Genomic DNA, 24,950 nt, shown 5'->3' with positions numbered 1-24,950 from the left:
GTATCGAGTGCGGGAGCATTCGCTACATGCCGTCGACAGCGAATTTCAGCAACCCATCTCGACGGACCACCTGCCGTCGCCCATCAAACCCCCTCATGTCGTCGGTGCTTGTGAAAACGACAAATGGCCGCTACTCATCTGCGATTGCGATAGACCGGTTATCAGATGCATGCCGCTCGGCGAGCATGACGGTACGTCCTCACGGCTTGTCCGGTTGGTAGGGATCGGCTGACAAGCTGTGACCGTTGGTGATGAGCACGCCGTCCGCGACCATGCGCTCGATGAGTTGTTCAAGCCGCCGGGAAATGTCCGGTCCACGCCGGTTCCATCCGTACAGCTTGGCTACGTGTGTGCTCAACTCGTCGCGGGACACGCCACCGGTGTCTCGGACGAGATTCGTCAAGGCAAGCGTCAACTCGTCGTCGTGTACCTGCTCCACGCTGCGGCTGCAGACGTCAATGGGGCTACGGACCTCGCTGACGACAGTGCCGGGCACACGCACGAAGTCCCCGTCACGGTCGAGGCCAGCCTGACGGATCGCGGCATCGATGTTGTCCCGGATCCGCGACCCGATCCGACCGATGCCCCAGCACTCGCGCAACCTCTGGTGCATGACCGTGATGTGCACCGGCCCTTCGACGGCGGCGACCTCGGCGACGCCGACCCGCATGGCGTGCGCGCTCCCGCGTTCGCCCGGATCCGCCCAGTAGGGCAGACGATCAACCATCGCCGTCCGGTACGGCGTCACCCAAGTCGGTTGCACGTCGAGGGTCGCTGCCTCGATGGTGACGGCGGGACGCTCGATCGCCTCTTCCAGACTGGACAGGAGCCCACGCACTGGGGCGGCGACGGCCTTCTCAATCGCGGCACGTAGGCGCTCTTCCTCGCCAAGCCGATTGCGATACCACGCGGTGCCCCAGATCCGGTGCAACCGCCACCCGAGGCCGCGCAGCACCTGGTCACGCAGCCGGTCCCGGTCCCGGGCGACCTTGGATGAGTGGTACTGGAACCCATCGCACTCGACGCCCAACACGTAGACGCCGGGCCGGTCCGGATGACGCACGCCCATGTCGATCCGGTAGCCGGCGGCGCCAACCTGCGGCGTCACCTCGTAGCCCCAGGAGCGGATCACGTTGATGACCGACTCCTCGAACGGTGATTCGGCATCACCGCCGGTGCTGGTGTCCAGCGCCAGGGCCGCAATGCCACGTTCGGCATAGTCCAGATAGCGGCGCAGATGCCGCAGCCCTTCGCTACCGGCAGCAGCAACGATGTCCGAAGCCCGCACGCTGGTGACGACTTCGTTGCGGAAGCGCGCCCGTGTGATGGCGACATTCAATCGCCGCCACCCGCCGGCCCGGTTCAGCGGGCCGAAGTTCATCGTCGTCTTGCCGGCCTCGTCCGGCCCGTACCCGATCGAGAAGATCATCACGTCGCGCTCGTCGCCCTGCACCGACTCCAGGTTCTTGACGAAGAAGCCATCAAGCCGATCGTCGGTGAAGAACTTGTCGAGCTCCGGCCGGTCCTGGCGTGCCTGATCCACGGCGTGCTCGATCGCCGCAGCCTGCGCCTCGGAGAAGCTGACCACACCGAGCGTGAGGTGCGGGCGGGTGACGAAGTGGTGAATGACCCTCTCCGCAACCTTGACGGCCTCGGTGGGATTGTCGCGGGACGAACCACGCCGGTAGGTGCCGGCGACATGGAACAGTTCCACACCCACGTCGGGCCCGACGTCCTCGGCACCGGGAAACGTGATGAGCCGGCCCTTGTAGAACGACGAGTTCGAGAAGGCAATGAGCGCCTCGTGCCGGGACCGGTAGTGCCAGCGCAGCGTGAGCGCGCGGAACTCAGCAGAACCCTTCATGAGGTCGAGGACGGACTCGAAGTCAACGCCGTCCTCGGCTTCCTCATCCCACTCATCGCTGTCGTCGGCGACGCCGGCGGTGAAGAAGCTGGTCGGCGGGAGCTGCTTCTGGTCACCCGCCGTGATCAGTGCGGCACCTCGATAGATGCAGTTGACGGCGTCGGCGGGTGCGACCTGACTGGCCTCGTCGAAGATGACGACGTCAAATCGCATGTCCGACGGGAGATACTGGCTGACCGCCAGCGGCGACATCATGAAGCACGGCTTGATTGCCTGGGTGACGTGGCGCGTACGCTCCAACAGCAGCCGCACCGGCATGTGCTTCTTCTTCTTGCCGGCTTCGCGGCGGATGACACCGGACTCGCCCAGATTGTTGCGGGGCCGGCGCGCATTGCAGGCTGCGATGATCCGCGAGGTCGCCCCCGCGATGAGCGCGCGGTCCAGGCTACGGTATTCGGCCACGAGTGAGTCGCGATCCTCGGCCCGCACGACGCGTAGGGCCGCATCCTGATGCAGGTGATGGTCGGCCCACTCCTGCAGCAGGGCGCGCTCGAGCACCAGCGGCACCTGCTCGGCACTCAAGCCCTCCGTAATGCAGAAATCGATGGCGGTCTCGAGTCCTACGGCGACCAGCTCAGCGCGGGCGCTTTGATACGCGAACCACTCGTCCTGTCCGGCGCTGTCCTCGCGCAGTGCCGCGATGAGGTCGTCCGCCTCCGCGTAGTCGTCGAGTTCGGAACCCAGTTCCGCGTGCCTGCCGGGTTCGAAGGCCGCGAGCAGGTCGGCGCGCGCCCCGGCCCACCGTCGTTCGATGTCGCCCAGCTGCGGCGTCGGGACGACGCTCTCCAGCGCCTCAGCCTGGCCGGCAGTCAAGGGCGTGTCGATGCCCTTCCTGTAGGCGCGCATCTGCGCCGTCCAGTCCAAGGCCGTGTACACCGCTGTCAGATCAGTCCGCTCGCCGGCGTACAGCGAACCGAGGATCGACGAGTAGCCCTGGTTGTGTGCCGCAAGCACGGTGTAGGCGGCGTCCACGGACGCGCGCAGCTCGAGCAGGTGACGAGACTCGGCGAGAGTCAGTTGCCGGTTCGTCGCCTTGCTGACCGACCCTGCCAGGGCAGACGCCGACCGCAGCGGGGCCAGGTGGGTGTGCAACCATTCGGCTGCCTGCATCATCGGAAGCAGCACGAGCTCGGGCCGTGCAGCAGGCAGCGGCTCCGGTGCCAGACGCGACCGCCAGTCCTGCAGCCGCGCGCGTGTTTCGTCGGCGACGGAAAGCACGCTGGTGTTGGCGATCGCGTCACGGGCGATGTGATCGGCAAGTTTCGCCAGATCCGCGATGCGGGCCTGGCGAATCGCGCTGTCCGCGGTCGCCAACGCCCGGGCGATCAGGTCGAAGTCAGTGGAGCGGCCGTCGTAGTAGGTGCCGAGAGCCGACGCATACTGAGTCTCCGCCTCGTTGAAGGCGGCCGCAGCCTGCTTCCAGGCAATCGCCAACGTCAGCTGATCACGCGCCGTCTGCCATTCCACCCCCGCACAGGTGAACGCCGCTAGAGCACGTTTGTCGGCGCGGTAGGCGCCACTGAGCTTCTTCAGACCCCGGTGCTCATGCATGAAACGGTGCGCCAAGCCTTCGACGTCCGCCACGAGTGCGGCATCGGTGTAGTGTCCTGCCGCCGCCTTATGCGCCTCAAGCAGTGCGGCGATGGCCTTCTGGAGCGCCCGCGCGGCCTGGATGGCGGCAGCGTGGCCCTCGGCCGAGAGCCACGCACGTTCAGGACGGCTGTCGCTGCGACCGAGACCGGCCACCGCCAGGGTCGCCTCAGCATCGTCGAACGACACGACGGGCGGCAGGCCGAGCATGACGGCCAGCCCACCGAGCGAGCGCGCGGCGGTCCGTAGTGTCTCGGCGTCGCGCTCGAACGTCTCGGCAAGCACCGTCGCCTGCTGCGAGGTCAGGGATGCCAGGTGCAGCGGCGCGACCGTGAGACTTTCCAGCGAGGAAGTTTCGAGATCCGGCGTGCTGTCCGCGGTGGGGAGCTCGGACCAGGGAACACCCGCGGCACGGTTGGCCGCTTCCTGCCGGTCGGCAAGCTCCCGGAGCTCCGTAGCGAGACGATCCGCGGATTCCTTGGCCGAGTCGAGCTGAGCAGCGGTCAGCCACTGCTGCGGGACGCCAGCTGGCCGTACCGCGCAGAGAGCGACGATGCGCGTGAGGTCGGGCGCCTGGCACAACCGGCTGACGTCGAACGCGGCGGCCAGTGGCGCATGGGCCGCGGTGACACCGGCCAACGCGTCGAGCGCCGACGCGGCTGCGTAGAGACGGGCGTCCAGGGAGCCGCGATGCGTGACGCCGCGCCAGGCGAAGGAACGTCCCTGGCTAGCGGGCCGCCAGGCCCGGGCGAGTGCGGCAGCGGTGGCCCGCACGGTCCCGAACATCTCGACCGTTAGATCGACCGGCGCGATGCCACTCATCGGAGCGGCGGGTACGTGGTGCAAGTTGGCGATCATGCCGAGGACGTCGTGCAGCGAGTAGTTGAGCGGCGCCCGCGGCACGTTCATGGCCTCGGCGTACGCGTTCAGCTCCTCCCGCCGGCGTCGAGCGTTGTCCAGATCGATGTCGTTCATCCCGCTCGGGGCGACCGGAACGGTCTCCAATGCCTGCCCCAGGGCCGACGCGACCTCCTTTCTCGTCGCCTTGTGCGAGTGCAGCTCGAGCAGGTAGGCGCTGAGCCCGACGTCGTGGAGCCGGTTCCGGACCACTTCGAGCGCCGCAGCCTTCTCGGAAACAAACAGCACCCGCTTACCGGCGTGCAGCAGCGCTCCGATCATGTTGGCGATGGTCTGCGACTTCCCGGTCCCGGGCGGGCCGTCCATGACGAACGAGCGGCCCGCCAGCGCGGCGGCGACACTGGCGCGCTGCGAGGAGTCAGCGTCGAGCACCAGCGGGATCTGCTCCGCCGGCATGTCCTGGTCTATCCGGCCTTCGGTCAGCTCGTCGAAGAGGAATCCGCCACCTCCCGAGCCTCGCCCACCCGTTGCCAGCCCCTGGATCACCGGATGTCCGGCGACAGATGCCTCGTTGTCGAGTAAGTCGCGGTACATCGCCTCCTTGGCAAATGAGAAGTAGGAGAGGGTGACCTCGTCGTTGACTCGCCAACCGGCGTGCGCGGCCACGGCGGCGCGCACCTCCGCCAGGAAGTCGGCGTAGGTGACGTCCTCGAGGTCGTCGACGGATGGCAGCGTGACCATGAGCTGGTTGAGCCTCAGCGTGAGTGCTGGGTTGACGACTGGATCTTCGTCCGCACGCTGCAGCATGGGCAGCTGTCGTGGCCCGGTCGGAACGAGCCGGACCGGGACGAGCAGCAGCGGACTGGTGTATCGCGCCTTGTCACCGTCGGTCCAGGTGAGCGAGCCGAAGGCGAGATAGAGGATCCATAGTCCTCGGTCCAGGAACTCCTGGTTCGACCGACGCATGAGGTTGCGAAGTGCCGAGCTCATATCACTGACCGGCTTGTCCGTGCGGAGGACGTCGACCCGGAAAGCCCTGCCCGGCCTGCCGAGGTCCGCTGCGGGGAGGGCGGGGCGCGGTTCGGTCGGTACCGTCTGGGACTCGTCGTTGCCCTCCTCCGCGGGACGGAACCGGAAGTAGCGGCCTGCGTTCAAACCGGCCAGGACATCCGTGGCGGCCGGGTCGAGCACCCGGAACGCCCCCGACTTGCTCAGTCGGAAGTTGAGGAGCCGGTTCGTGCCGGAGAGGTTGATGAGACTGTCACGCCATTGACGGATGGTCGCCTGCAGCAGCCGATCCTGCGCCGGAAGGTTCTCGGTCATGCCGGCGTCGCCACCCATTTCGAATTTCTCCATCCGTACTACACGTCTCAGGTCTTGTTACCGCACCGCCGAGCAGGCGCTCGTCGAGAAGTCAACGCTCCATGTCCACCCGGGCACGTCGACCGCCGGACGATCGAAAGGCCACGGGGCGTTCTCAGCCGCGGCTCCGGGGAGCGGTCGCGGTGCGTGCGGTGCCGGAGGAGAGTGATGTCATCATTCATGGAGATCAACTCAAACTTAGAGGCGACACGACTGCCCCCACACTCGGCCATCCGGATGGTCTTGAAGCGCTGCCTGTCCAGGGCCGGACCTGGATGGCAGCCCGGCCGCGGGCGCTGGCCGACTCAGGCTAGGTAGCGATTCAGGATGGTGTCGTCGTAGACGATTTCGTGACCCAGCTCACGCAGCGCCGCTTCGATGGCGTCTTGGTCTCCGAGCGGCAACCACGTAGCCGGCTCGTAGTCCATGCCGTACCCGCGGTCCTCCTGGCCGAAGGCGGCGAGCAGGCCAGGCGGCGCCAGCTCCGCCGTACGCAACCGCGGATCCGGCCGCCAGTAGACGTCGAGTTCGTCGTACCAGTCGAACGGGACGTCGTCGCCCAGGTCGTCGAACGGCGGCTCGCCGTCCATGGCCGCCCGCTCGTCGAACGCGGCTTTGACGAGCGGAAGCGCAAGCGGCGACCGGCGTACCTCCCCCAACGTCTTCGGCTCGACGACCGCCTTGATCAGCTCCACGTCGCGCAACGCCACTTCATAGGGGAAGACGGCCAGCCAGTCCTGCGGATCTTCCTTGAAGTGTCGCTTTATCTCGGGGTGCTCGTCGAGCCACGAGTGGTCGGTCCGCCCGTAGGTGCCCACGAAGTACTGCACAGTCTCAGCCCTGCCGTTCGATCTCGGTGATCTTGATGCCGATCTTGGTCTTCCTGTCCTGTTGCTCAGCCAGACCTCGCGCTGTGGCTGACCCAGGGAACCGCCACCACGGGCTACTAGCAAAGGGCTGTTTGATAAGCCCAGTTATCAAGCCTCGCAGTTGACATCAAGGGATGCAAGCCTACAGTGGAGTTCCTCGATCAGGAGGAGGTGAAGAGCATGATGTCCGAGTTCATGTCGTCGGGCGAAATCGCCCAGTTGGCGCAAGTCGAGCGCCCGGTGGTGACGACTTGGCGGCGCCGGTACCCCGACTTCCCCGCCCCGGTGCCCGGCGCTGGCGGTCAGTTGCTCTTCCCCGCCGACGCGGCCCTGAACTGGCTGCTGGACCGCAAGCTGGGCAACGCTGCCCCGGAAACCTTGCGTGCCGAGCGCGCTCTGCACACCCTCACCGCGTACGCCCGTGAGCACGGCGGCCGACGCCTGGTGCTCTCCTTAGGCGCCGCTCTGTGCCTGCGGGAGATGTCCGGCCAGGCACTGTCGGCCGATCCGATGAAGGCGGCCCGCCGGTTCGACCCGGAGGACGATTTTCTCCTCTCAGACCTGCAGGATGCGCCCGCCCTGGCCGATCTTCCGGGGATGGTCGAGCAAGTGATCGAGGGTGCCTATGAGGTCGACCGGGCATACCGGTTCCTGCTGGCCAGCGCCGCCCGCCTCGGCTGGCCGGAGCTGGGTGCCGACGCACTTACCCCGCACCTGGTCACTCTGATCCGCCTGGCCGCCGACGTGCCGGGCCGGTTACGCGCCCGAAGCCGAATCACGGTCGGTGACCCGTACGCAGGCTCGGGCGACCTGCTCGCCGCGGTGTTGAACGACCAGGAGCCTGAGGCGCTTAGTTTCAACGCCGCTCAGCCGGATCCGGCGCTGGCCCGCCTGATCCGCCGCCGGCTGCTGCTGGCCGGTGTCCCCGAGTTCAACATCGAGGTGGTTCCGGACGAGCTGAACGACGAGTTCGCCGACGTAGACGTAATTGTGACCCGGCTGCCCTACCAGCCGACCGAGCAGCGCGACCCGGCCGAAGACCTCGACAAGATCAGCGACATCGCCGACCGGCTCGGCCCCGGCTGCACCGCCGTCGTGGTCGGCCCCGCCGCCAGCCTGGTCGACGCCGTGCGCGACACCAACGCGATCACCAAGCGGGCCGACCTGCTGACCAGCGGCCTCGTCGAGGCGGTGGTACGACTGCCCGGCGGCATCTTTCCGGCTCGCCCCGGCCACTCCGCTGCCCTGTGGCTGCTCACCCGCGACCCGGTTCCAGCCGCCCAGGGCCGTCTGTTACTCGCCGATGTCAGTGGCGCCGCGCTCGATCAGCGCGTCGCGGAGGCCGCGGCCGAGGACATCCTGCTGTGGCGGGCCGAGGGCTACCGGCGCGACGGCCACGACCCGCGGACCGGCTGGGTAGTCCCGCTCGACGCCCTCGACCTGCGCCGCGGTGCGGCGCTGCGGCCGCCGGGTCCGGCCTCGGTCACCATGCGCGCCCGCCTGGCTGCCGACCGCCCCGCGCTGATCGGCGAGATCGAGGGTCGCCTCACCGACGCGGAGCACGAGGCCATCCGGTACGCGAAGGAACACGGTCCCCTGAGCACCGGGGCGGCACAACGTGACGGAAGCCGCCCGAAGGAGCTCTCCCTCGGCGCGCTGCGCACCGCTCGCCGGGTCCGCTCCCTTCCCGGCCACCGCCTGTCCCCCGAGCATGTCGGACAGCGGGGTCACCACCGAGTCTTTGGCGCCACGGAGGTCATCGCGCAGTCGTCCAAGCGCTGGATGGACCGACTCACGCTCGCCGCTGAGTACCCCCACGTCGGCCTCACCGAACCGGGTGATCTCGTAGTCACCATGGTCCCCCAGTTCGGTGTCTTTCTCGACGAGGACGGCTTTTCGGTGATCGAGTTCCCGGCTCGCGGCCTGCGCGTCTCCCCCGGCGACGCCCTCACCCCGCGAGTCCTGAAGGCGCTGCTCGACACCGCACGCAACACCACGCGCAGCCCTGGCGCGGTTCGCGGTCCACGGCTACGGGACGTGACTATCCCTGACCTGAGCCGGGACGAGGCGGTCCGCCTGGACGAGGTGCTGCGCCGCCTCGGCGAGCGTGAGCGGTTACTGCAGCGGCAGGCCGGCCTACTCGCCGAGCTTCGCGACCTCGCCGTAACCGGCTTCGCCGACGGCACCCTCACGACTCTGTACGGTACGAACTCCTGAACGAGAGATCGGAACACACAGTGCCCCCACGCAAACGTGCCAACGGACAGGGCGAGCTGCCCGGCATGTCCAGCACCAAGCAGATCCAGGACATCCTGTGGAAGGCCGCCGACAAGCTGCGTGGCTCCATGGACGCCGCGCAGTACAAGGAGTTCGTCCTCGGCCTGGTCTTCCTCAAGTACGTCTCCGACGCCTTCGCCGAGCGCCGCGATCAGATCGCCGACAGTCTGTCCGACATCCCGGAGAACCGCCGCGCCGAGTTCCTCGACGAACGCGACGAGTACACCAGCGCCAACGTCTTCTGGGTTCCGGAGAACGCCCGCTGGGACTACCTGGTGGAGAACGCCCCCGGCGGCGTCGGCGAGCTGCTCGACAACGCCATGGACGCGATCATGCAGGAGAACCGGGCGCTGACCGGCGTCCTCCCGAAGATCTTCAACCGGGACAACGTCGACCAGAAGCGCCTCAAGGAGCTCGTCGATCTGATCAGCGACGCCCGCTTCACCGGCCACGGCGACCGGAAGGCACAGGACGTCCTCGGCGAGGTGTACGAGTACTTCCTGGAGCGCTTCGCCCGCGCCGAGGGCAAGCGGGCCGGCGAGTTCTACACGCCGTCCAGCGTGGTACGGGTTCTTGTCGAGGTGCTGGAGCCCTACGAGGGCCGGGTCTACGACCCGTGCTGCGGATCCGGCGGCATGTTCGTACAGTCCAAGAAGTTCGTCGAGGCCCGCGCCGGCCGCGACCACACCCACGACATCGCCGTCTACGGGCAGGAAGCCAACGAGCGCACCTGGCGGCTGGCGAAGATGAACCTGGCCATCCACGGCATGGACCCGGTTGGCATCGGCGACCGCTGGGCCGACACGTTCGCCGACGACAAGCACCCGGACCGGCGGGCCGACTTCATCATGGCGAACCCGCCGTTCAACATGAGCGACTGGGCACGCAAGGTGGGTGACCCGCGCTGGCGCTACGGGACGCCGCCGCAGAGCAACGCCAACTACGCCTGGCTCCAGCACATCCTCTTTAAGCTCGGTGACCGCGGCAGTGCAGGCGTAGTCCTCGCCAACGGCTCCATGTCCTCCAAGCAGTCCGGCGAAGGCGACATCCGCCGTGCGATGGTCGAGGCGGACCTGGTGGCCTGCATGGTCGCTCTCCCGCCGAACCTGTTCCGCACCACCGCGATTCCCGCCTGTCTGTGGTTCCTGACCAAGGACAAGACCCCGCAGGGTGCGAAGGCGCTGGCTGACCGGCGCGGCGAGATCCTCTTCATCGACGCCCGCGATTTCGGCACCATGATCGACCGCACCGAGCGCGTCTTCACCGACGACGACATCGCCAAGATCGCGGACACCTACCACGCCTGGCGCGGCACCAAGTCCGCCAAGACCAAGGGCCAGACGTACGAAGACGTGCCGGGCTTCTGCTACTCCGCGAAGATCGACGAGGTGGCCGCCCACGATTACGTCCTCACCCCTGGCCGCTACGTGGGCGCCGCCGAAGCCGAGCAAGACCCGGACGCCGAGCCGCTCGCCGACCGCGTCGAGCGCCTCACCAAGGAGTTGTACGCCCACTTCGACGAGTCGTCCCGGCTCGAACAGGAGCTCCGTGGGCAGCTCAGGAGGCTCGGATGAGTGAGCACCCGTTCCGGGACCTGGTTGTCTTCGCCAGGGGCGGGGGCTGGGGGTCCGACACCCCGCTCGACGACCACGACCAGGTGTCGGTCATTCGCGGCACCGATTTCGCGTCGGTGCGCACCGGGCGTGTGAATGCGGTGCCGCGACGGTGGGAGAAGCGTTCCAAGCTCGCCCAGCGTGTCCTGCGGCCCGGTGACGTAGTGCTGGAGATCTCGGGCGGCAGCGCCGCCCGCGGTCAGACAACCGGCCGCACGCTGTTCATCGGGGAGAAGGTGCTGTCGTCCTTCGCGGACCCCGTGATTCCCGCGAGCTTCTGCCGGGTGGTCCGGTTCGATACCACCCGGGTCGAGCCCCGATATGCGTACTACGGCCTGCAGGACATGTACCACTCGGGGCGCGCGGGCGCCTACGAGAACCAGTCTACCGGGATCAGCAACTTCCAGTTCGAGCGATTCCTCGACGCGGAACGGCTGCGGGTGCCACCGCTCGCCGAGCAGCAGCGGATCATCGCGCTGCTGAGCTCGATCGACGACAAGATCTCGGTCAACGACCAAATCGCCACGACCGCCGACACCCTTCGGTCAGCTCTGCTGCAGGCCGCGCACCAGCGGCGGCCGGACGACTTCGTCGCGCAACCCTTGTCACAGGTGGCCGAGTTCGTCAACGGCCGCGCCTTCACCAAGGATGCGACCGGAAAGGGCCGCATGGTGGTCCGCATCGCGGAGATCAACTCCGGCCCGGGTCCGTCGACGGTGTACAACGACATAACGGTGGACGAGAAGCACCTCGCCCGCGCCGGTGACGTCTTGTTCTCCTGGTCCGGGTCACTCGCGGTGGCCCGGTGGTTCCGCCCCGAGGCGATCATTAATCAACACATCTTCAAGGTGATCCCACGCGGCGACAATCCGAAGTGGCTCGCCTTCGAAGCGGTGAAGTCAAAGATCGCCGACTATCGCGCCATCGCCGCGGACAAGGCGACGACGATGGGGCACATCCAGCGACGCCACCTGGACGAGGAGGTATGGGTGCCGGCGCGCAGCGCCGTCGAGTATCTCGACCCCCAGGCCGAGGGCCTGTGGCAGCGCGCGTTGGTGGCCGAGCAGGAGTCCCTGACCCTGCTCGAACTACGGCACAGACTGCTGCCAGAGCTGATGTCGGGGCGGTTGCGGGTCAGGGACGCCGAGAAGGTCGCCGAAGAAGCGGTTTAGTTGGCCGAGCCGGTTTACGGGGAGGGGCTGGGGATGGGTGGGGACGGGTGGATGAGCGAGGCGGATTGGGAGGCGCTCGCGCTGGACCACCTCGGTGAGCTTGGGTGGGAGCCGGGTTCCGGGAAGGATTTCGCGCCGGGGTCGGGGCAGCGGCAGTCTTGGGCGGATCTGGTGTTCGTCGAGGACCTGCGGGCCGCGATCGAGCGGCTCAACCCCGACCTGCCGCCCACGGCGGTCGCCGACGCGGTGCGGGCCGCCACCGACGTGGCCTCCCGGGAAGCGTTCGCCGAGAACCGGGCGGCCCACGAGCGGCTGGTCTACGGTATCCGCTCGATCACGTACACCGACGCGTTCGGTGCCGAGCACAACCCCACCGTGCGCCTGGCCGACCTGGACGACGCCGACCGCAACGTCTACCGGGCGATCAACCAGGTCACGATCGTCGACGGCGACTCCCGACGCCGGTTCGACATCGTGCTGTACCTCAACGGTCTGCCGGTCGCGATCGTCGAGCTGAAGAACGCCGCCGACGAGAACGCCACCCTGACGGGCGCGCACGCCCAACTTCAGGCGTACCTCGCGGAGTTCCCGCTGGCCTTCCGGCACGCCGTGCTGTGCCTGATCTCCGACGGGGTCACCGCGAAGTACGGCACCCCGTTCACCCCCTACGAGCACTTCGCGCCGTGGAACGTCGACGACGAGGGGGAACGCGTTGACACCACCTCGCCCGACTACGACGGCCCGGAAGCACTCATCGTCGCCCTCTACGGATTGTTCAACCAGCGGCGCTTCCTGGAGCTCACCGGCGGCTTCGTCAACTTCACGTCGAAGGCGAAACGGATCGCGAAGGCGCACCAACACTTCGCGGTCGTCCGGGCCGTCGAGTGCATCGTGCGGGCATCGCAGAGCGACGGGAAGGCGGGCGTCGTCTGGCACACCCAGGGCTCCGGCAAGTCCGAGGAGATGGTGTGCACGGCGGCGCTGACCACCCGCCACCCCGCACTAAAGAATCCGACCATCGTGGTGCTCACCGACCGCAACGACCTCGACGACCAACTCTTCGACACATTCCTCGACAGCCAGACGCTGCTGGGCCAGGAGCCGGAGCAGGCCGATACCCGCGCCGAACTGCGGGACAAGCTGTCGAACCGGAACGCCGGCGGCATTATCTTCACCACCTTGCAGAAGTTCGGGCGTACAAAAGAAGAGCGCGACGCCGGGAGGCCGCATCCGCTCCTCTCCGACCGGCGCAACATCCTGGTGATCGTCGACGAGGCGCACCGCAGCCACTACGACAGCCTGGACGGCTACGCCCGGCACGTGCGTGACGCACTGCCGCACGCCACGTTCATCGCCTTCACCGGCACCCCGATCGCCACCGCCGAGGTGAACACCCGCGCCGTCTTCGGCGACTACATCGATGTGTACGACCTCAAGCGTGCCGTCGACGACGAGGCGACCGTGCGGGTCTACCACGAGCCGCGGATCATCCCGGTGTCGCTGCCGCCCGACATCGACCCGGAGAGCATCGACGAGCAGGTGGAGAAACTCACCGCCAGCCTGGACGACGCGGAGCGCCGCAGGGCCGAGGCGTACGCGGCCACCATGAACACCGTCTACGGTGCCCCCGACCGGGTCGAGACCCTTGCGAAGGACCTCGTCGAGCACTGGGAGAAGCGGCGGGAACTCATGCGGCCGCAACTCGGCGGGCCGGGCAAGGCGATGCTGGTCTGCGCGACCCGGGAGATCTGCGTCCGCGTCTTCGACGCCCTCAAGGAGCTTCGGCCCGACTGGGCGGACCCGGCCGTCGACAAGGGCAAGATGAAGATCGTCTTCCATGGGGTGCCCAGCGACAAGGAGGTGCTGCGCCCGCATCACCTGCGCCCGTCGCAGCAGAAGACCATCCAGGCCCGCGCCAAGGACCCGGACGACAAGCTGGAGCTGCTGATCGTGCACTCGATGCTGCTCACCGGCTACGACGCGCCGCCGATCCACACCATCTACATGGACCGGCCGATGAAGGGCGCCAACCTGATGCAGGCGCTGGCCCGGGTCAACCGCCGGTTCCGGGAGAAGCAGGACGGCCTGCTGGTCGGCTACGCCCCGCTGACCGAGAACCTGCGCAAGGCGCTCACCGAGTACACGCCCAGCGACCAGGAGGACCAGACCCTTGGCCGCGAGATCGAGCGCGCGATCAGTGAGGTGCACAACGAGATCTCCGTCCTCGAGGCCATGCTGACCCCGGTCAAGTGGCGGGAGATCCTGGACGACGAGACGGACCCGACCCGCTGGCGCCGGGCAGTGAAGAAGGCCGCCAACTTCCTGCGCAACCCGCGAACCCCCGGCAACGACGTCGAACCCGGCACGAAGCCGCTGCACCGGCGTTTCCGTGACTCAGCGGGCCGGCTGGAACGGTTCTACACGCTCTGCGCGACCAGCCGCGACTTCGCCGAACGCGCTGGCAACATTCAGCGGATGCGCCGCGACATCCACTACTTCCGCGACGTCCGGGTCTGGATCGTCAAGGAGGAGGCCGCCGACCGAGAGGCCAAGGGCCTGCCCAACACGGCCGAGGTGGAACGCTACCTGTCCCAGCTCGCCGCCGAGGTGGTCGACGCCGCCGACATCACCGACATCTACGAGGAGGCGGGCCTCGGCAAGCTCGACATCACCGAACTCAACGGGGTGGCGTTGCAGCGCCTGCAGGACTCGGAGACCCCACACCTGGCCGCCGCAGCGCTGCGCCGGCTGATCGAGCGGAAGATGCGCGAGGTCACCAAGCACAACGTGGTCCGTCAGGAACGCTTCTCCGCCCAGCTCGAAGACCTGATGAACCGCTACATGCGCCAGCAGCTGACCAGCGCGCAGCTGATCGTCGAGCTGGTCGAGCTGGCCAAGCAGGTCTCTGCGGACGCTCGGCGCGGCCAGCAGTTCGACCCTCCGCTCAACCACGCCGAACTGGCCTTCTACGACGCCGTCGCCCAGAACGGGGCGGCCACGGAGCTCATGGGCGTCGGCACCCTCGCAGAGATCGCACGAGAGCTGGTGAAGTCGATCCAGTCGTCGATCACTGTGGACTGGTTCTCCCGCGAGCCGGTACGCGCCAAGCTGCGCAGTCACATCCGCCGGCTGCTGGCCCGCTACGACTACCCGCCGGACCACGAGCGCGCCGCGGTCGACCTGGTCATCCGTCAGATGGAGACCTTCGCCAACGAGTGGTCGCCCGGAGCGACCGCCAAGTAGCGACATCGGCTCGGACGTAAGGAGGCGCCGTGGGTCGACAGCTAGGGATCCTGTTCGCCGACGAGGCCTGCATCTCCTACTTGCGGGAGGTCGCTGATCGGCGAGCACGCGGAAGTGGAGAGGGTGAGTGCAGGGTCTCCTTCCCCGTGCGATCGCGGGTCGGAGCTTCGGTGGTCCTGATCTCGTATCGGGGAGCCGTGCACTTTCTGGCGGGCGTCGAGGACGATAGCCGAGCCGACGACATCCGGTGGGCGTTTCGGCTGCGAGCCCTCACCGAACTCCGACGTCCACTTGAGGTCAACCGTCTGCGGGCGGTACTTCGAAAGGACCAGCAACGCCCCCTAGATGGCCAAGGCAAGCTGACCGACAAGGCTAGCGAGATTGTGCTCGACGTTCTGTTGACCGAAGATCCCGGACTTGAACCAGTGATCGGGTCACTGTTCGGCATCCGGGACATCGACCTACCGGCGCCCCACAAGGCAGCGCTGGCCGAGGAACGGGATTGCGCCGCCTCTCTGTGCGCGTTCACGGGCGCTCCCGACCTAATACCGGACGGAGGCTTCCTCACTGAGGACGAAATTGTCGGCATTACCAGCCGCGACTCTTTTCTTCCTCCGATGCCTGGCGTCACGCCACGAGAAGATCCGATGGTCGAGCACGACGCGAACACATTCCTCGGCTGGACCCGCCAAGAGAGCGACCGGCTGGCGGTGCGAAAATTCACCGGTGGTAATGGGCGAACGTTGGAGATCATGAACGTCAACCGCTGGCCGATCGAAACCCGGCTCGGCACTGACCTCATCTACTACCACCAGCAACGACGCAGTTTTGTACTGGTCCAGTACAAGCGGATGGTCTCGCACGGTGCGTCCTGGCGATGTCGTGTCGACGACCACTTCCGGCAACAACTCGACGTGATGCGGGCCCTCGACGACAAGTGCGGACAGGGAGAACCAGGCGGTGATTACCGCATGGTTCCGACGCCCAGCTTCGTGAAGATCTGTCAGCTCGACACTCTGGACGTTGACAGCACCTCAATGATCTCCGGTATGTGCATGCCTCGACAGCAGGTCGAGAAGCATCTTGAGCGCCCGGATGCCCCCAACTACCTGGACTTCCACACGGTGAGGGACTACCTGACCAGCACCCTATTCGCTCAGTTGGTAGCGTTGGGTTGCGTCGGCACCACTGGTTCCGCCACGGAAATCGTCGCGCAGGAGATCGAGCTGTCGCTGCAGCAGCGTAAGTCCGTGAGCATCGGTGTTTTCAGCGACGAATCAGGGCGGCGCCCTTCGTCGTGGCGCACGTCCAGCAGGAGGTCCTTCCAGCCGAGGCGAGCAGCAGCCGGGGTGCAGGACAGTCAACAGGGGCTGCTCTGGGAGTGACCGCTTGATCGAATAGATTGGGCGCAGCTGCGCCATCCCGCAGGATCGCCAGGGCCGGCCGCGGCCGCAGCGACGCTAGCTGCTTCCGACAGGTCTGGCGCGACCTCAAGCCGCCAGCTACTCCGGGAGACGCCGTGCACGATCAGCCGGCGCCGGGCGTGCTGGACGAGGGCAGGGTGCCGCTTCAACCGGAACAGCAGGGCGTCGTCGTGATCGCGGAACTCGTCGACCACCTGCCGCTTGATGTGCCCGTCGCCGTGCAGCGGCTCCTCATCGAGGTGATGCAGACAGATTGCCCCGATCGTCGCCCCACGGTCCTCTTCCGCGCTGAGCTGTTGGCGGCTGCCCACGGGCTGACGCGAGCGAGCCTGACCGGTCAGTCCGGCGAGGAGATGAGGTGGCTGCGGGGATTCGCCTCGATCGCCGATCGTTGGGCGCGTCGGTCGCCACCGCCCAGTCGAGGACCTCGCGTAAACGGTGGACGACTGCGCTCGTCCTAACAGGGCTGCGGGAAGCGTGAGTACCGGCAGCGCCACGTGGTGACAACAGGACTCCGCACCCAGCAAGCTGTCGATCTTGAGAAGCGCAATGAGGTCAGCGCTCGCGTCAAGAACGTTTACACCTCCAACCTCCGAGCCATTCATTGTTGCGCGAACGCACAGCAGAACGCAGTCGATGCTGCGTAGCCCGTGTTGGTAACGGGGGTTATCACCTTCTAAGGGTCAGAGAGTTGGACTGCAGGTTGTAGCTCCTGCTGTTATTTACGGGCGTCGACGGAGCGCCGATCCGGCGAGTCGACCAGCAATCCCTCTTCTGCAGACAGGAGCTTCAGCATGCGCAAGATCGCTACCCTCGCCCTGCTCTCCACCGGCCTCATCGCGCTCGGCTGCGGTGCCGGCACCACCGATGACGCCACCAGCAAGGCCGACGCCGGGGGCGCCAAGGGTGACGACACGCCGAAGACTGCGAAGATCGGCCAGCCCGCCCGGGACGGGAAGTTCGAGTTCACGGTGAAGTCGTCCAAGTGCGGCGTCGCCAAGGTCGGCGACAGCGTGCTCGGCGAGAAGGCGCAGGGCCAGTTCTGCCTGGTCACGATCAACGTCAAGAACATCGGCAAGGAAGCCCAGATGTTCGACGGCAGCAGCCAGAAGGCGTACGCGGCCGACGGCACCGAGTACTCCTCCGACACCGGCGCGGCCATCTACGCCAACAAGAACGCCGAAACGTTCCTCAACGACATCAACCCCGGCAACCAGGTCACCGGCGTCGTGGTCTTCGACATCCCGAAGAACGTCAAGCTCACCAAGCTCGAGCTGCACGACTCGCCGTTCTCCGGCGGCGTCACCGTCGCCCTGAGCTGACTCCTCGCGCCAGGGGCGGGCCCCGCGAAGCCCGCCCTCGGCGCACCACATCCCCGCCAACTGCCAGCACAGGTCTCTACGCGAGGAGATTGAGATGCGCAGTGCGACGAGCCGAATCTCGTCCGGCTCCATCACCCGCCCCAAAGGCCGGAAGGACCCCCGCCGGCCCGGCCCTGAGCAGCCCACCCTGTTCGACGCCCCCGCCCCACCCGGCCCGCCCGGCACCTACCCCACCACCATCTACCGCCTTCGAGTTTCGGCCACCCCCGAGGGCCTGCAGGAGGCACTCAACGTTCGCTACCTGACCGAGAACGGCTTCGAGCCGTCGCCGCGACAGGTCGCCGGCGCACCCGCGCTGCTGGTGCACGGCACGGTGCCCCGCCTGCGCGCCGAGTGGTGCGACATCCTCGCCGGGCTGACCGGCAGGGAGGTCGAACTCGGCTACAGCAGCGGTGGCGGGGCGCTGCTGCTGGCCGTCGACGACCGTGCGTACGCGCTGACCTACGGGACCCTCGGTCGTCACATGGTCGAGCAGGAGGTGATCGACCGGACGTTCGGCGTGTCCTTCGCCGTACGAGCGCTGGTGCCGAGCGACATCCGGCAGGTCCGCCGACGGGTCGTAGGTGCCAGCGGGCGGGTGGACCGAAGCTTCGTCCCCGCCGGCCAGCCCATCTGGAAGTACGGCATCGACAAGTGGGGCGAGATCGTCGGCCAGGTTTGCGGCTACACGGACAATCCGCGGCTGACTGTCTGCCGGCGCAGCGGCAAGCCCGCCCGGATCGACGGTGGCGACGCCCTGCACATCCACGTCTGTGTCGAGCCCGCCGGGCTCCTCGCGGACCTGCGGGAGATCGAGCGAGTCTGCCAGGAGGAGTCGCCCCTGGCCGACCTTGAGTTCATCACGCAGATCCGACCGGTGCCGCCATCGGACGCGCGCATGCCGGACCTCATCGGCGCCCTGGACGAGCGGTTGGCGCTCGTCGATCCGCCTGCCCTCGGCGTGGCGGTGCCCGGCAACCTGATCGGCGACATCGAACACGCCGCGTCGTACGTGATCCAGGTTCCGAAGTCCGGTCTGGCCCCGACCTTGACCGACGAGCTGGACCTGCCGGCCATCCTCGCCCACACCAACGGCGCGCTGGACGGCGACCGGTGGAGCGGACTGCGCAACGGAAGCGTCACGCTCTACGCCGACGCTCTCGGTACCGAGGCGATGGTGAGGACCCGGGCGTACCACTGGATCACGGCAGAGGTGACCGTCGGCACCAGTCACCTGCTGCTCCACGAGGGCGACTGGTATGAGATCGGCGACCGGCACCGAGACTTCCTGCGCCGGGAGATCGCCGAGATCCTGGCCCGGCCCTCCGACGTCGCATTGCCGCCCTGGACCAGGGACCTCAAGGACGAGGACGCCTACAACCGGGCCGCAGCCCGCCGTGACCCGAGGCTGGTGCTGCTGGACAAGAAACTGCTCCGGACGGCCCAACACCGGCGCGGCATCGAGGCGTGCGACCTGCTCGGCCCATCCGGCGAACTGATTCACGTCAAGCGTGCGAAGAGCAGCGCCCCGCTGAGCCACCTCTTCGCTCAGGGCATCGTCTCCTACGAGGCGCTGCGCTATCAGGAAGACGCGCGCGCCAGGTTCCTCGACGTCGTGCGGCGACAGCCGAACGGGCGTGATCTGAGCCCGGACTTCCGCCCCACCAAGGTCGTCTACGCCATCTCGCTCGACGCCGGCCGTGCGGTCACCGTCGGCTCGCTCTTCACCTTCGCCCAGGTCGCGCTCTATCAGGCGATGAAGACGCTGCGGAACGAGGGTGTCGAGGTCGAGGTCGTCGGCATCCCATCCGCCTGATCCGTCTACGACATCAGCTCCACAGCGTCCCGCTGGCGCAGCCGGCCCACCACCGCCTCGACGAGGAGAGAACCATGACCGCACCCCAGGCCCAGCCGGAACCGCACTCCGGGCCCCAGACCCACCCGGAGACGGCGGACACCGCCGACCTGCAGCCGGCCCCGCGGAAGAAGCCCCAGGTCCGATGGATCATCGCCGGCGTCGCCGTGCTGGTCCTGCTGCTCTGCTTCGGTGGCTGCAGCGCGCTGCTGGCCACGACCAGCGGTGACGAGCCGGTCGCCGACAAGACCGCCACTCCCGCCGCACCGCAGGCGCACTCCGCCACGTCCGCTCCGACCACCGCCGCGGCCCCGACCGCGCCCGCCACGACCGCGCCGCCCGCACCCGCCTACGGCACGCCGACAAAAAGCGACTTCAAGCTCAAGGTCAAGATTCTGAAGAAGCAGTGCTTCGGCAGCGCCGGCTGCAACATCACCTACCGGATCGACGTGACGTACACCGGCGACGTCGACCTGGACCCGTCCAAGACGTACGAGGTGACGTACCAGGTCAAGGGCGCCGAAGACCCGATCATCAACACCTTCGAGGTGTCGGGCGACTCCGCGTCGGTGCAGCAGGAGGAGATGGCCGGCACGAAGCGTTCCGGCGACAAGCTGACCGCCGTCGTCACCGACGTCTCCGAGCTCTAGGGAGGCGACGTGCGTCCCGATGAGTTCCTGCGCGCCCTGGACCTGCTGCCCGACCCCCTGCACGACCGCGCCGTCGCGTTGCGCTCCTACGCCCGCGTCACCCGCTGCGAGGACTGCCAGCGGATCGGTGACGCCGTGCGGCTGGCCCTCACCGCCGCCCACTACGACGAACTCGGCTCGGCCCGACAACTGCTCGACACGGCGGAGCAGCAGGCCGCCCGGCACGAGGTCCACCGCCCGCAGCCGAGCTTCGAGCGTGGTCGCGGCCGGGTCGGCCGCTGGGCGGGGACGTCCGCGGCCGTGGTCGCCGCGACCGACGCGAGCTGGAAGGGACGTGCCGGCGGCATCGGGTACGTCGTCAGCGACGGCCACTACGGCCTGCGCGGTCGGGGCACCGGCCGGCTGGACCCGACGGGCGCCTCGCGCGTCCTGATCAACGAGCTGCGGGCGGTCGACTTCCTGCTGTCCGCGTACGACGAGGCGCCGGCCGGCATGACCGTGCTGCTGGACAGCCTGGCCGCCATGCGCTATCTGCACCGCTGGCAGGGCGGCGAGACCGACGCCATGCCGGCCGGCTACAGCCTCCGGCCGCGCCGCTGGGCCGACCAGCCGACGCTGGTGCGCCTCGCCGAACTGGTGGGTCGGCGGCCGGATCTGTCCTTCGCCCACGTGAAGGGGCACAGCGGCCACGCCCTCAACGAGGCCGCCGACGGCCTGTCCCACATGGCGCGCCGACGGCTCGGCGAGTCCTTCGACGTACGCCCCCGGGCGCACGCCCTCGTCGACGCCTTCCTGCGCGACTGGCACACGAGCGTCGCGCGCTGACCGCACAAGCAGCCTGCTCACCCTGGTAGGCGGTCATGGTGCCATCAATTTCGGCACCACCATCTTCCACCGCCGTCAGGGTCCATCCCTGGGCCGGTCCGGGCCTGGACATCTGACCGACAACCTTCCCCCACCGCTCACCCCGTGCGGGCCAGCGCCTCGTGCCGGTCCGCGAAGACCACGCGCCCGGAGACGACCATGCCGCTCCCCCGTCAACACTCTTCCGCGACACGGGCCCTACCTACCCGCCGCACCGAACCGCTGGCCGAGCTGATCTTCGATCGGCTGGCCGCCGACGGCGTACCGGACGACACCGCCGAGGTCGTGCTCGCCGCACTCAGCGGCGAGGCCGACCTGGCCGTCGCCCTCGCCGGCGAACGGACCACCCTCGGCCCGGCCGCCCAGGCCGGCGACGGCGCGCCCGGGCCGATCTGGCTCTCGTCGATCACCGTCGCCGGGTTCCGCGGCGTCGGCCCGGAACGCACCCTCCAGATCGAACCCGGGCCCGGGCTCACTCTGGTGGTCGGCCGCAACGGCTCCGGCAAGTCGAGCTTCGCCGAGGCCGTCGAGCTGGCGCTGACCGGCGACAGCGCCCGTTGGGCCGACCGCAACAGCGTCTGGCGTACGGGGTGGCGCAACCTGCACTCCCCCGACCCGTGCTGGATCGTGGCGCAGCTGCGCATCGACGGGGTGGCGAAGCCGGTGACGGTGACCCGGTCGTGGCCCCTCGGCGCAGCGCTGGCCGACGCGGAGGTCACCGTCACCAGCGATGCCAGGCGGCACGCCGACCTGACGGAGCTGGGGTTGGCCCGCCCGCTGGAGCTGTACCGGCCGTTCCTCACCGCCGCCGAGCTGGGTCGGCTCACCGCCGGCACGCAGAGTCAACTCTTCGACGCGATCTCCGCGATCCTCGGCCTGGAGGCGATCACCGAGGCCGACCAGCGGCTGATGGCCGCCGCCCGGCCCGTCGACGCGTCCATCAAGGACGTACGCGCCCGACGCGCCGCGCTCGCCGAGGGCCTGACCGGCGTCGCCGACGACCGGGCCCGGCGGGCCGCCGCGCTGCTGAAGGGGCGCAGCCGCGTCGACCTGGCGGCGCTGACCGCGATCCTCGACGAACCGGACGAGGCCGTTGCCGACGGGCCGGTGCGGTGGTGCCAACGCCTGGTCGAGCTGACCGTGCCACCGAGGCAGGAGGTGACGCGGCTGGCGGAACAGTTGCGTGAGGCTGCCGTCGAGGCACTTCGGCACGACGGCGGCCGGTCCCGGGCGGCGCTGCGCACCGCGGAGCTGCTCCGCCTCGCCATCGAGCACCACGACGACACCGGCGACGGCCCGTGCCCGGTCTGCGCCGACGGCGCTCTCGACGGAGACTGGCGCACCGCCGCCGCGGCGTCGCTGGCCCGGCTGCGGGACCGCAGTCTCGCCGCCCAGTCGGCGTCGGCGCGGCTGACCGCGCTGCTGCGGCAGGCGCACCACCTGATCGAGGCTCTGGCCGTGCCGGAGGGCGACGCCGGCGAGGTGCCGCTGGACGCGCTGCGCGAGGCCGTGGCGGCGCTGCGGCGCGTACCCAGGGAGCCGGCGCAACTGGCGGCGCACCTCGCCGCGCGGTACCCGGCCGTCGTGACGGCGGCGGACGCGGCCCGCGCGTACGCCGAGGAGATCCTGCGGCAGCGCGACACCGGTTGGCAGCGGGCGGCGGCCGACCTGCGCCACTGGGTCGACGCCGCGGCCAACCTGCCCGAGCGGGAGGCGACGCTGGCCCGGCTGAAGGCGGCGCGGGCCTGGCTGAAGGCCACCGCGGTGCAGTTGCGCAACGAGCGGGTGGCGCCGTTCGCGGAGCACTCGCAGCGGATCTGGGCGCAGCTGCGGCAGGAAAGCAACGTCGAGCTGGGCGCGATGACCCTCGAAGGGGCGAACACGCGGCGGCGGGTGGTGTTCCCGGTCAGCGTGGACGGCGCCGACAACGGCACCGCCCTCGGGGTGATGAGCCAGGGCGAGATGCACGCCCTGGGGTTGGCGACGTTCCTGCCGCGCGGCTGCGCGCCGGAGAGCCCGTTCCGGTTCATCGTCGTCGACGACCCGGTGCAGAGCATGGACCCGGCCAAGGTCGACGGGCTGGCCCGGGTGCTCGCCGAGCTGGCCGAGCAGCGGCAGGTGGTGGTCTTCACCCACGACACCCGCCTGCCCGACGCGGTCCGCCGGCTCGACCTGGGCAAGGCCCGCATCGTCGAGGTGACCCGCGCGGAACGGTCGGTGGTGACGCTGCGGCCCGGCTCCGACCCGGTGAGCCGCTACTTGGACGACGCGTACGCCCTGGCACGCAACGAGGAGATTGCTGCCGAGGTGCGGGGTCCGGTGGTGGCGGAGCTGTGCCGCTCGGCGGTGGAGGCGGCTTGCCACCGGGTCGTGTGGCGGCAAAGGGTGGCGCGCGGGGTGCGGCACGACGACATCGAGGCGGCCATCGTGGACGCGTCGCGGCGGCTGGCCACCACGGTCGGGTTGGCGCTGTTCGACGACGCCGACCGTGGCGGGGACGTGCTCGGATATCTGAGCCGCCGGCACGGGCCGCGGGCGGTGGCCACGTACAAGGCGTGCAAGGAAGGGGTGCACGGGGCGTACCTGGCGGACCTGCCAGGCTTGGTCGCGGACGCCCGCCTGCTGGCGGAGGCGCTGCGGTGACCGCGCCGACGCCGCAGTGCTGCCTGGCGGCGGCCGAGGAGTTGCTGCGCGGCGCGGGCACGCTCGGCGGGGCCGCGGTCACCGCCGGCTGGTGGCCTCGCGCGTGCGCCTGCCTGATCCGGCTCGCCCTCGAAGGCGGCATCGACGCCTACTGGCAGCGGACCAGGCCGACGGTGGCGCAATGCCGGCAGGGCCGGGCGAAGCAGCTGATGCTGCGCGGGCGGCTCGGGCCGGGCGTCGGCGTCGCCCGCCGAGTCGCGTTCGCCTGGGCGACCCTGTCGGCTGCCGCCCACCACCACTGCTACGAGCTGGCGCCGACGGCCGCTGAGCTGCGTCGCCTGCACACCGAGGTGAGCGCCCTGCTCGCCCGGCTCGACGGAGAAACGGAACCCGAACGATGACGTACCCGCAGCCCGGCGACGACTCCACCCGCCCACAGCCGCCGGTCCTCGGCGTCCCGGGACCGTACCCGCCGGTGTCCGGCGCGTATCCGCCGGTCTCCGCCGTGCCCTATCAGCCCGGCAGCTATCCCCAGGCCGTGCGGCCGCCGCTCACGTCAGGGACGGCGACCGCGTCGATGGTGCTGGGAATCCTCGGCGTCCTGGGCGGGTGGTGCCTGTTCGGGTTGCCGTGCCTGCTCGCCGTCATTCTTGGCCACGTCGGCCTGCATGAGACCCGCAACAACGCGAAGTCGGGACGAGGCATGGCCGTCGCGGGCCTGGTCCTCGGCTACGTCTTCGTCGCCCCGATGATCCTGCTCACGGTCATGGTCTTCTTCGGCGGGCTGATCGGCGCGGCCACCCCCTCGACCACCCCCACCCCCTGAGGAAAGGACGGACCGCCATGCCGACCGACCAGAACCGCCACCCGGAGCCGGACGACGACGTGACGCTCGGCGTGAACGCGTTCCAGATCATGGCGCGTCGGTACGTGGAAGGGCGGATCGCCGAACTTTCGCCCCGGCCCGAGGATGCCGATGCCCGCCTGCGCGGGCTGCTTGCCATCTATGAGGACCTCATGGGCAAGGGCCACCCGGATCCGCTGACGTTGCTCGCGAGTGTGCTGGGCATTCCCGTGGACACGCTGGTTGTCCATTTGCGTGCGGCCGGCCGCGACCTGCGGCCGTCGTAGGTTAAGCGGCTCGCTGGCGGGCTCCGCCGCCCACGTCTTGTTCCGCTGGGCGTTGAGGCGAGCACGCACGGTGAGTCCCAGCACGGAAGATCACGTCCGACGATGCGAGGATGA

16 protein-coding genes are annotated in these 24,950 nt (G+C 68.7%); 14 read left to right on the top strand and 2 right to left on the bottom strand.

Annotation, left to right across the window (positions count from 1 at the left end):
• Positions 1-199: 199 nt before the first annotated feature.
• Positions 200-5,728 carry a DUF3320 domain-containing protein gene (locus tag AB0L34_RS15830; protein WP_363705208.1) on the bottom strand — a complete coding sequence of 1,843 codons (5,529 nt, stop codon included), beginning with the start codon at positions 5,726-5,728 and terminating at the stop codon, positions 200-202.
• 311 nt (positions 5,729-6,039) lie between these two features.
• Complete coding sequence (locus AB0L34_RS15825) at positions 6,040-6,552, bottom strand: hypothetical protein (RefSeq protein WP_363705207.1); 513 nt, start codon at positions 6,550-6,552, stop codon at positions 6,040-6,042.
• A 198-nt stretch (positions 6,553-6,750) separates the two neighbouring features.
• On the opposite strand from AB0L34_RS15825, the gene AB0L34_RS15820 reads away from it, so the two are divergent.
• The 14 genes from AB0L34_RS15820 to AB0L34_RS15755 all read left to right on the top strand — a co-directional run bounded on the left by AB0L34_RS15820 (position 6,751) and on the right by AB0L34_RS15755 (position 24,836).
• Positions 6,751-8,820: an SAM-dependent DNA methyltransferase gene (locus AB0L34_RS15820; protein WP_363705206.1), complete on the top strand. Its 2,070-nt coding sequence runs from the start codon at positions 6,751-6,753 to the stop codon at positions 8,818-8,820.
• Between the two features lie 65 nt (positions 8,821-8,885).
• Positions 8,886-10,454, top strand: coding sequence for a class I SAM-dependent DNA methyltransferase (locus tag AB0L34_RS15815; RefSeq protein ID WP_363705205.1), 1,569 nt, complete (start codon positions 8,886-8,888; stop codon positions 10,452-10,454).
• A complete protein-coding gene (locus AB0L34_RS15810; protein ID WP_363705204.1) occupies positions 10,451-11,665 on the top strand; it encodes a restriction endonuclease subunit S in 1,215 nt (404 codons plus the stop codon). The genes AB0L34_RS15815 and AB0L34_RS15810 overlap by 4 nt, the downstream gene beginning before the upstream one ends.
• Before the next feature lie 51 nt (positions 11,666-11,716).
• A complete protein-coding gene (locus AB0L34_RS15805) occupies positions 11,717-14,908 on the top strand; it encodes a type I restriction endonuclease subunit R (protein ID WP_363705203.1) in 3,192 nt (1,063 codons plus the stop codon).
• Between the two features lie 170 nt (positions 14,909-15,078).
• Positions 15,079-16,293, top strand: coding sequence for a hypothetical protein (locus AB0L34_RS15800; RefSeq protein WP_363705202.1), 1,215 nt, complete (start codon positions 15,079-15,081; stop codon positions 16,291-16,293).
• Positions 16,294-16,427: 134 nt separating this feature from the next.
• Complete coding sequence (locus AB0L34_RS15795) at positions 16,428-16,793, top strand: hypothetical protein (protein ID WP_363705201.1); 366 nt, start codon at positions 16,428-16,430, stop codon at positions 16,791-16,793.
• Between the two features lie 333 nt (positions 16,794-17,126).
• Entirely contained in the window at positions 17,127-17,654 is a 528-nt protein-coding gene (locus AB0L34_RS15790; RefSeq protein WP_132239105.1) for a DUF4352 domain-containing protein, read from the top strand.
• Positions 17,655-17,748: 94 nt separating this feature from the next.
• Positions 17,749-19,509: a DUF6119 family protein gene (locus tag AB0L34_RS15785; protein WP_363705200.1), complete on the top strand. Its 1,761-nt coding sequence runs from the start codon at positions 17,749-17,751 to the stop codon at positions 19,507-19,509.
• Between the two features lie 74 nt (positions 19,510-19,583).
• On the top strand, positions 19,584-20,198 hold the full coding sequence (locus tag AB0L34_RS15780; protein ID WP_363705199.1) for a hypothetical protein: 615 nt from the start codon (positions 19,584-19,586) through the stop codon (positions 20,196-20,198).
• 9 nt (positions 20,199-20,207) lie between these two features.
• On the top strand, positions 20,208-21,023 hold the full coding sequence (locus AB0L34_RS15775; protein ID WP_363705198.1) for an RNase H family protein: 816 nt from the start codon (positions 20,208-20,210) through the stop codon (positions 21,021-21,023).
• A gap of 198 nt (positions 21,024-21,221) precedes the next feature.
• Positions 21,222-23,705, top strand: a complete 2,484-nt coding sequence (locus AB0L34_RS15770) for an AAA family ATPase (RefSeq protein WP_363705197.1) — start codon at positions 21,222-21,224, stop codon at positions 23,703-23,705.
• A complete protein-coding gene (locus AB0L34_RS15765; RefSeq protein ID WP_363705196.1) occupies positions 23,702-24,106 on the top strand; it encodes a hypothetical protein in 405 nt (134 codons plus the stop codon). Before AB0L34_RS15770 ends, AB0L34_RS15765 begins: the two co-directional genes overlap by 4 nt.
• The gene (locus AB0L34_RS15760; RefSeq protein ID WP_363705195.1) at positions 24,103-24,531 is read left to right on the top strand and encodes a DUF4190 domain-containing protein; all 429 of its coding nucleotides are present in this window, start codon (positions 24,103-24,105) and stop codon (positions 24,529-24,531) included. The genes AB0L34_RS15765 and AB0L34_RS15760 overlap by 4 nt, the downstream gene beginning before the upstream one ends.
• Before the next feature lie 17 nt (positions 24,532-24,548).
• Positions 24,549-24,836, top strand: a complete 288-nt coding sequence (locus tag AB0L34_RS15755; protein WP_363705194.1) for a hypothetical protein — start codon at positions 24,549-24,551, stop codon at positions 24,834-24,836.
• The last annotated feature ends 114 nt before the right edge of the window (positions 24,837-24,950 follow it).

The organism is Micromonospora sp. NPDC052213 (assembly GCF_040679695.1).
Classification (GTDB): Bacteria; Actinomycetota; Actinomycetes; order Mycobacteriales; family Micromonosporaceae; genus Micromonospora.
Note: the sequence above shows the minus strand (reverse complement) of the source record. Positions and strands in the feature narration are given on the sequence as shown.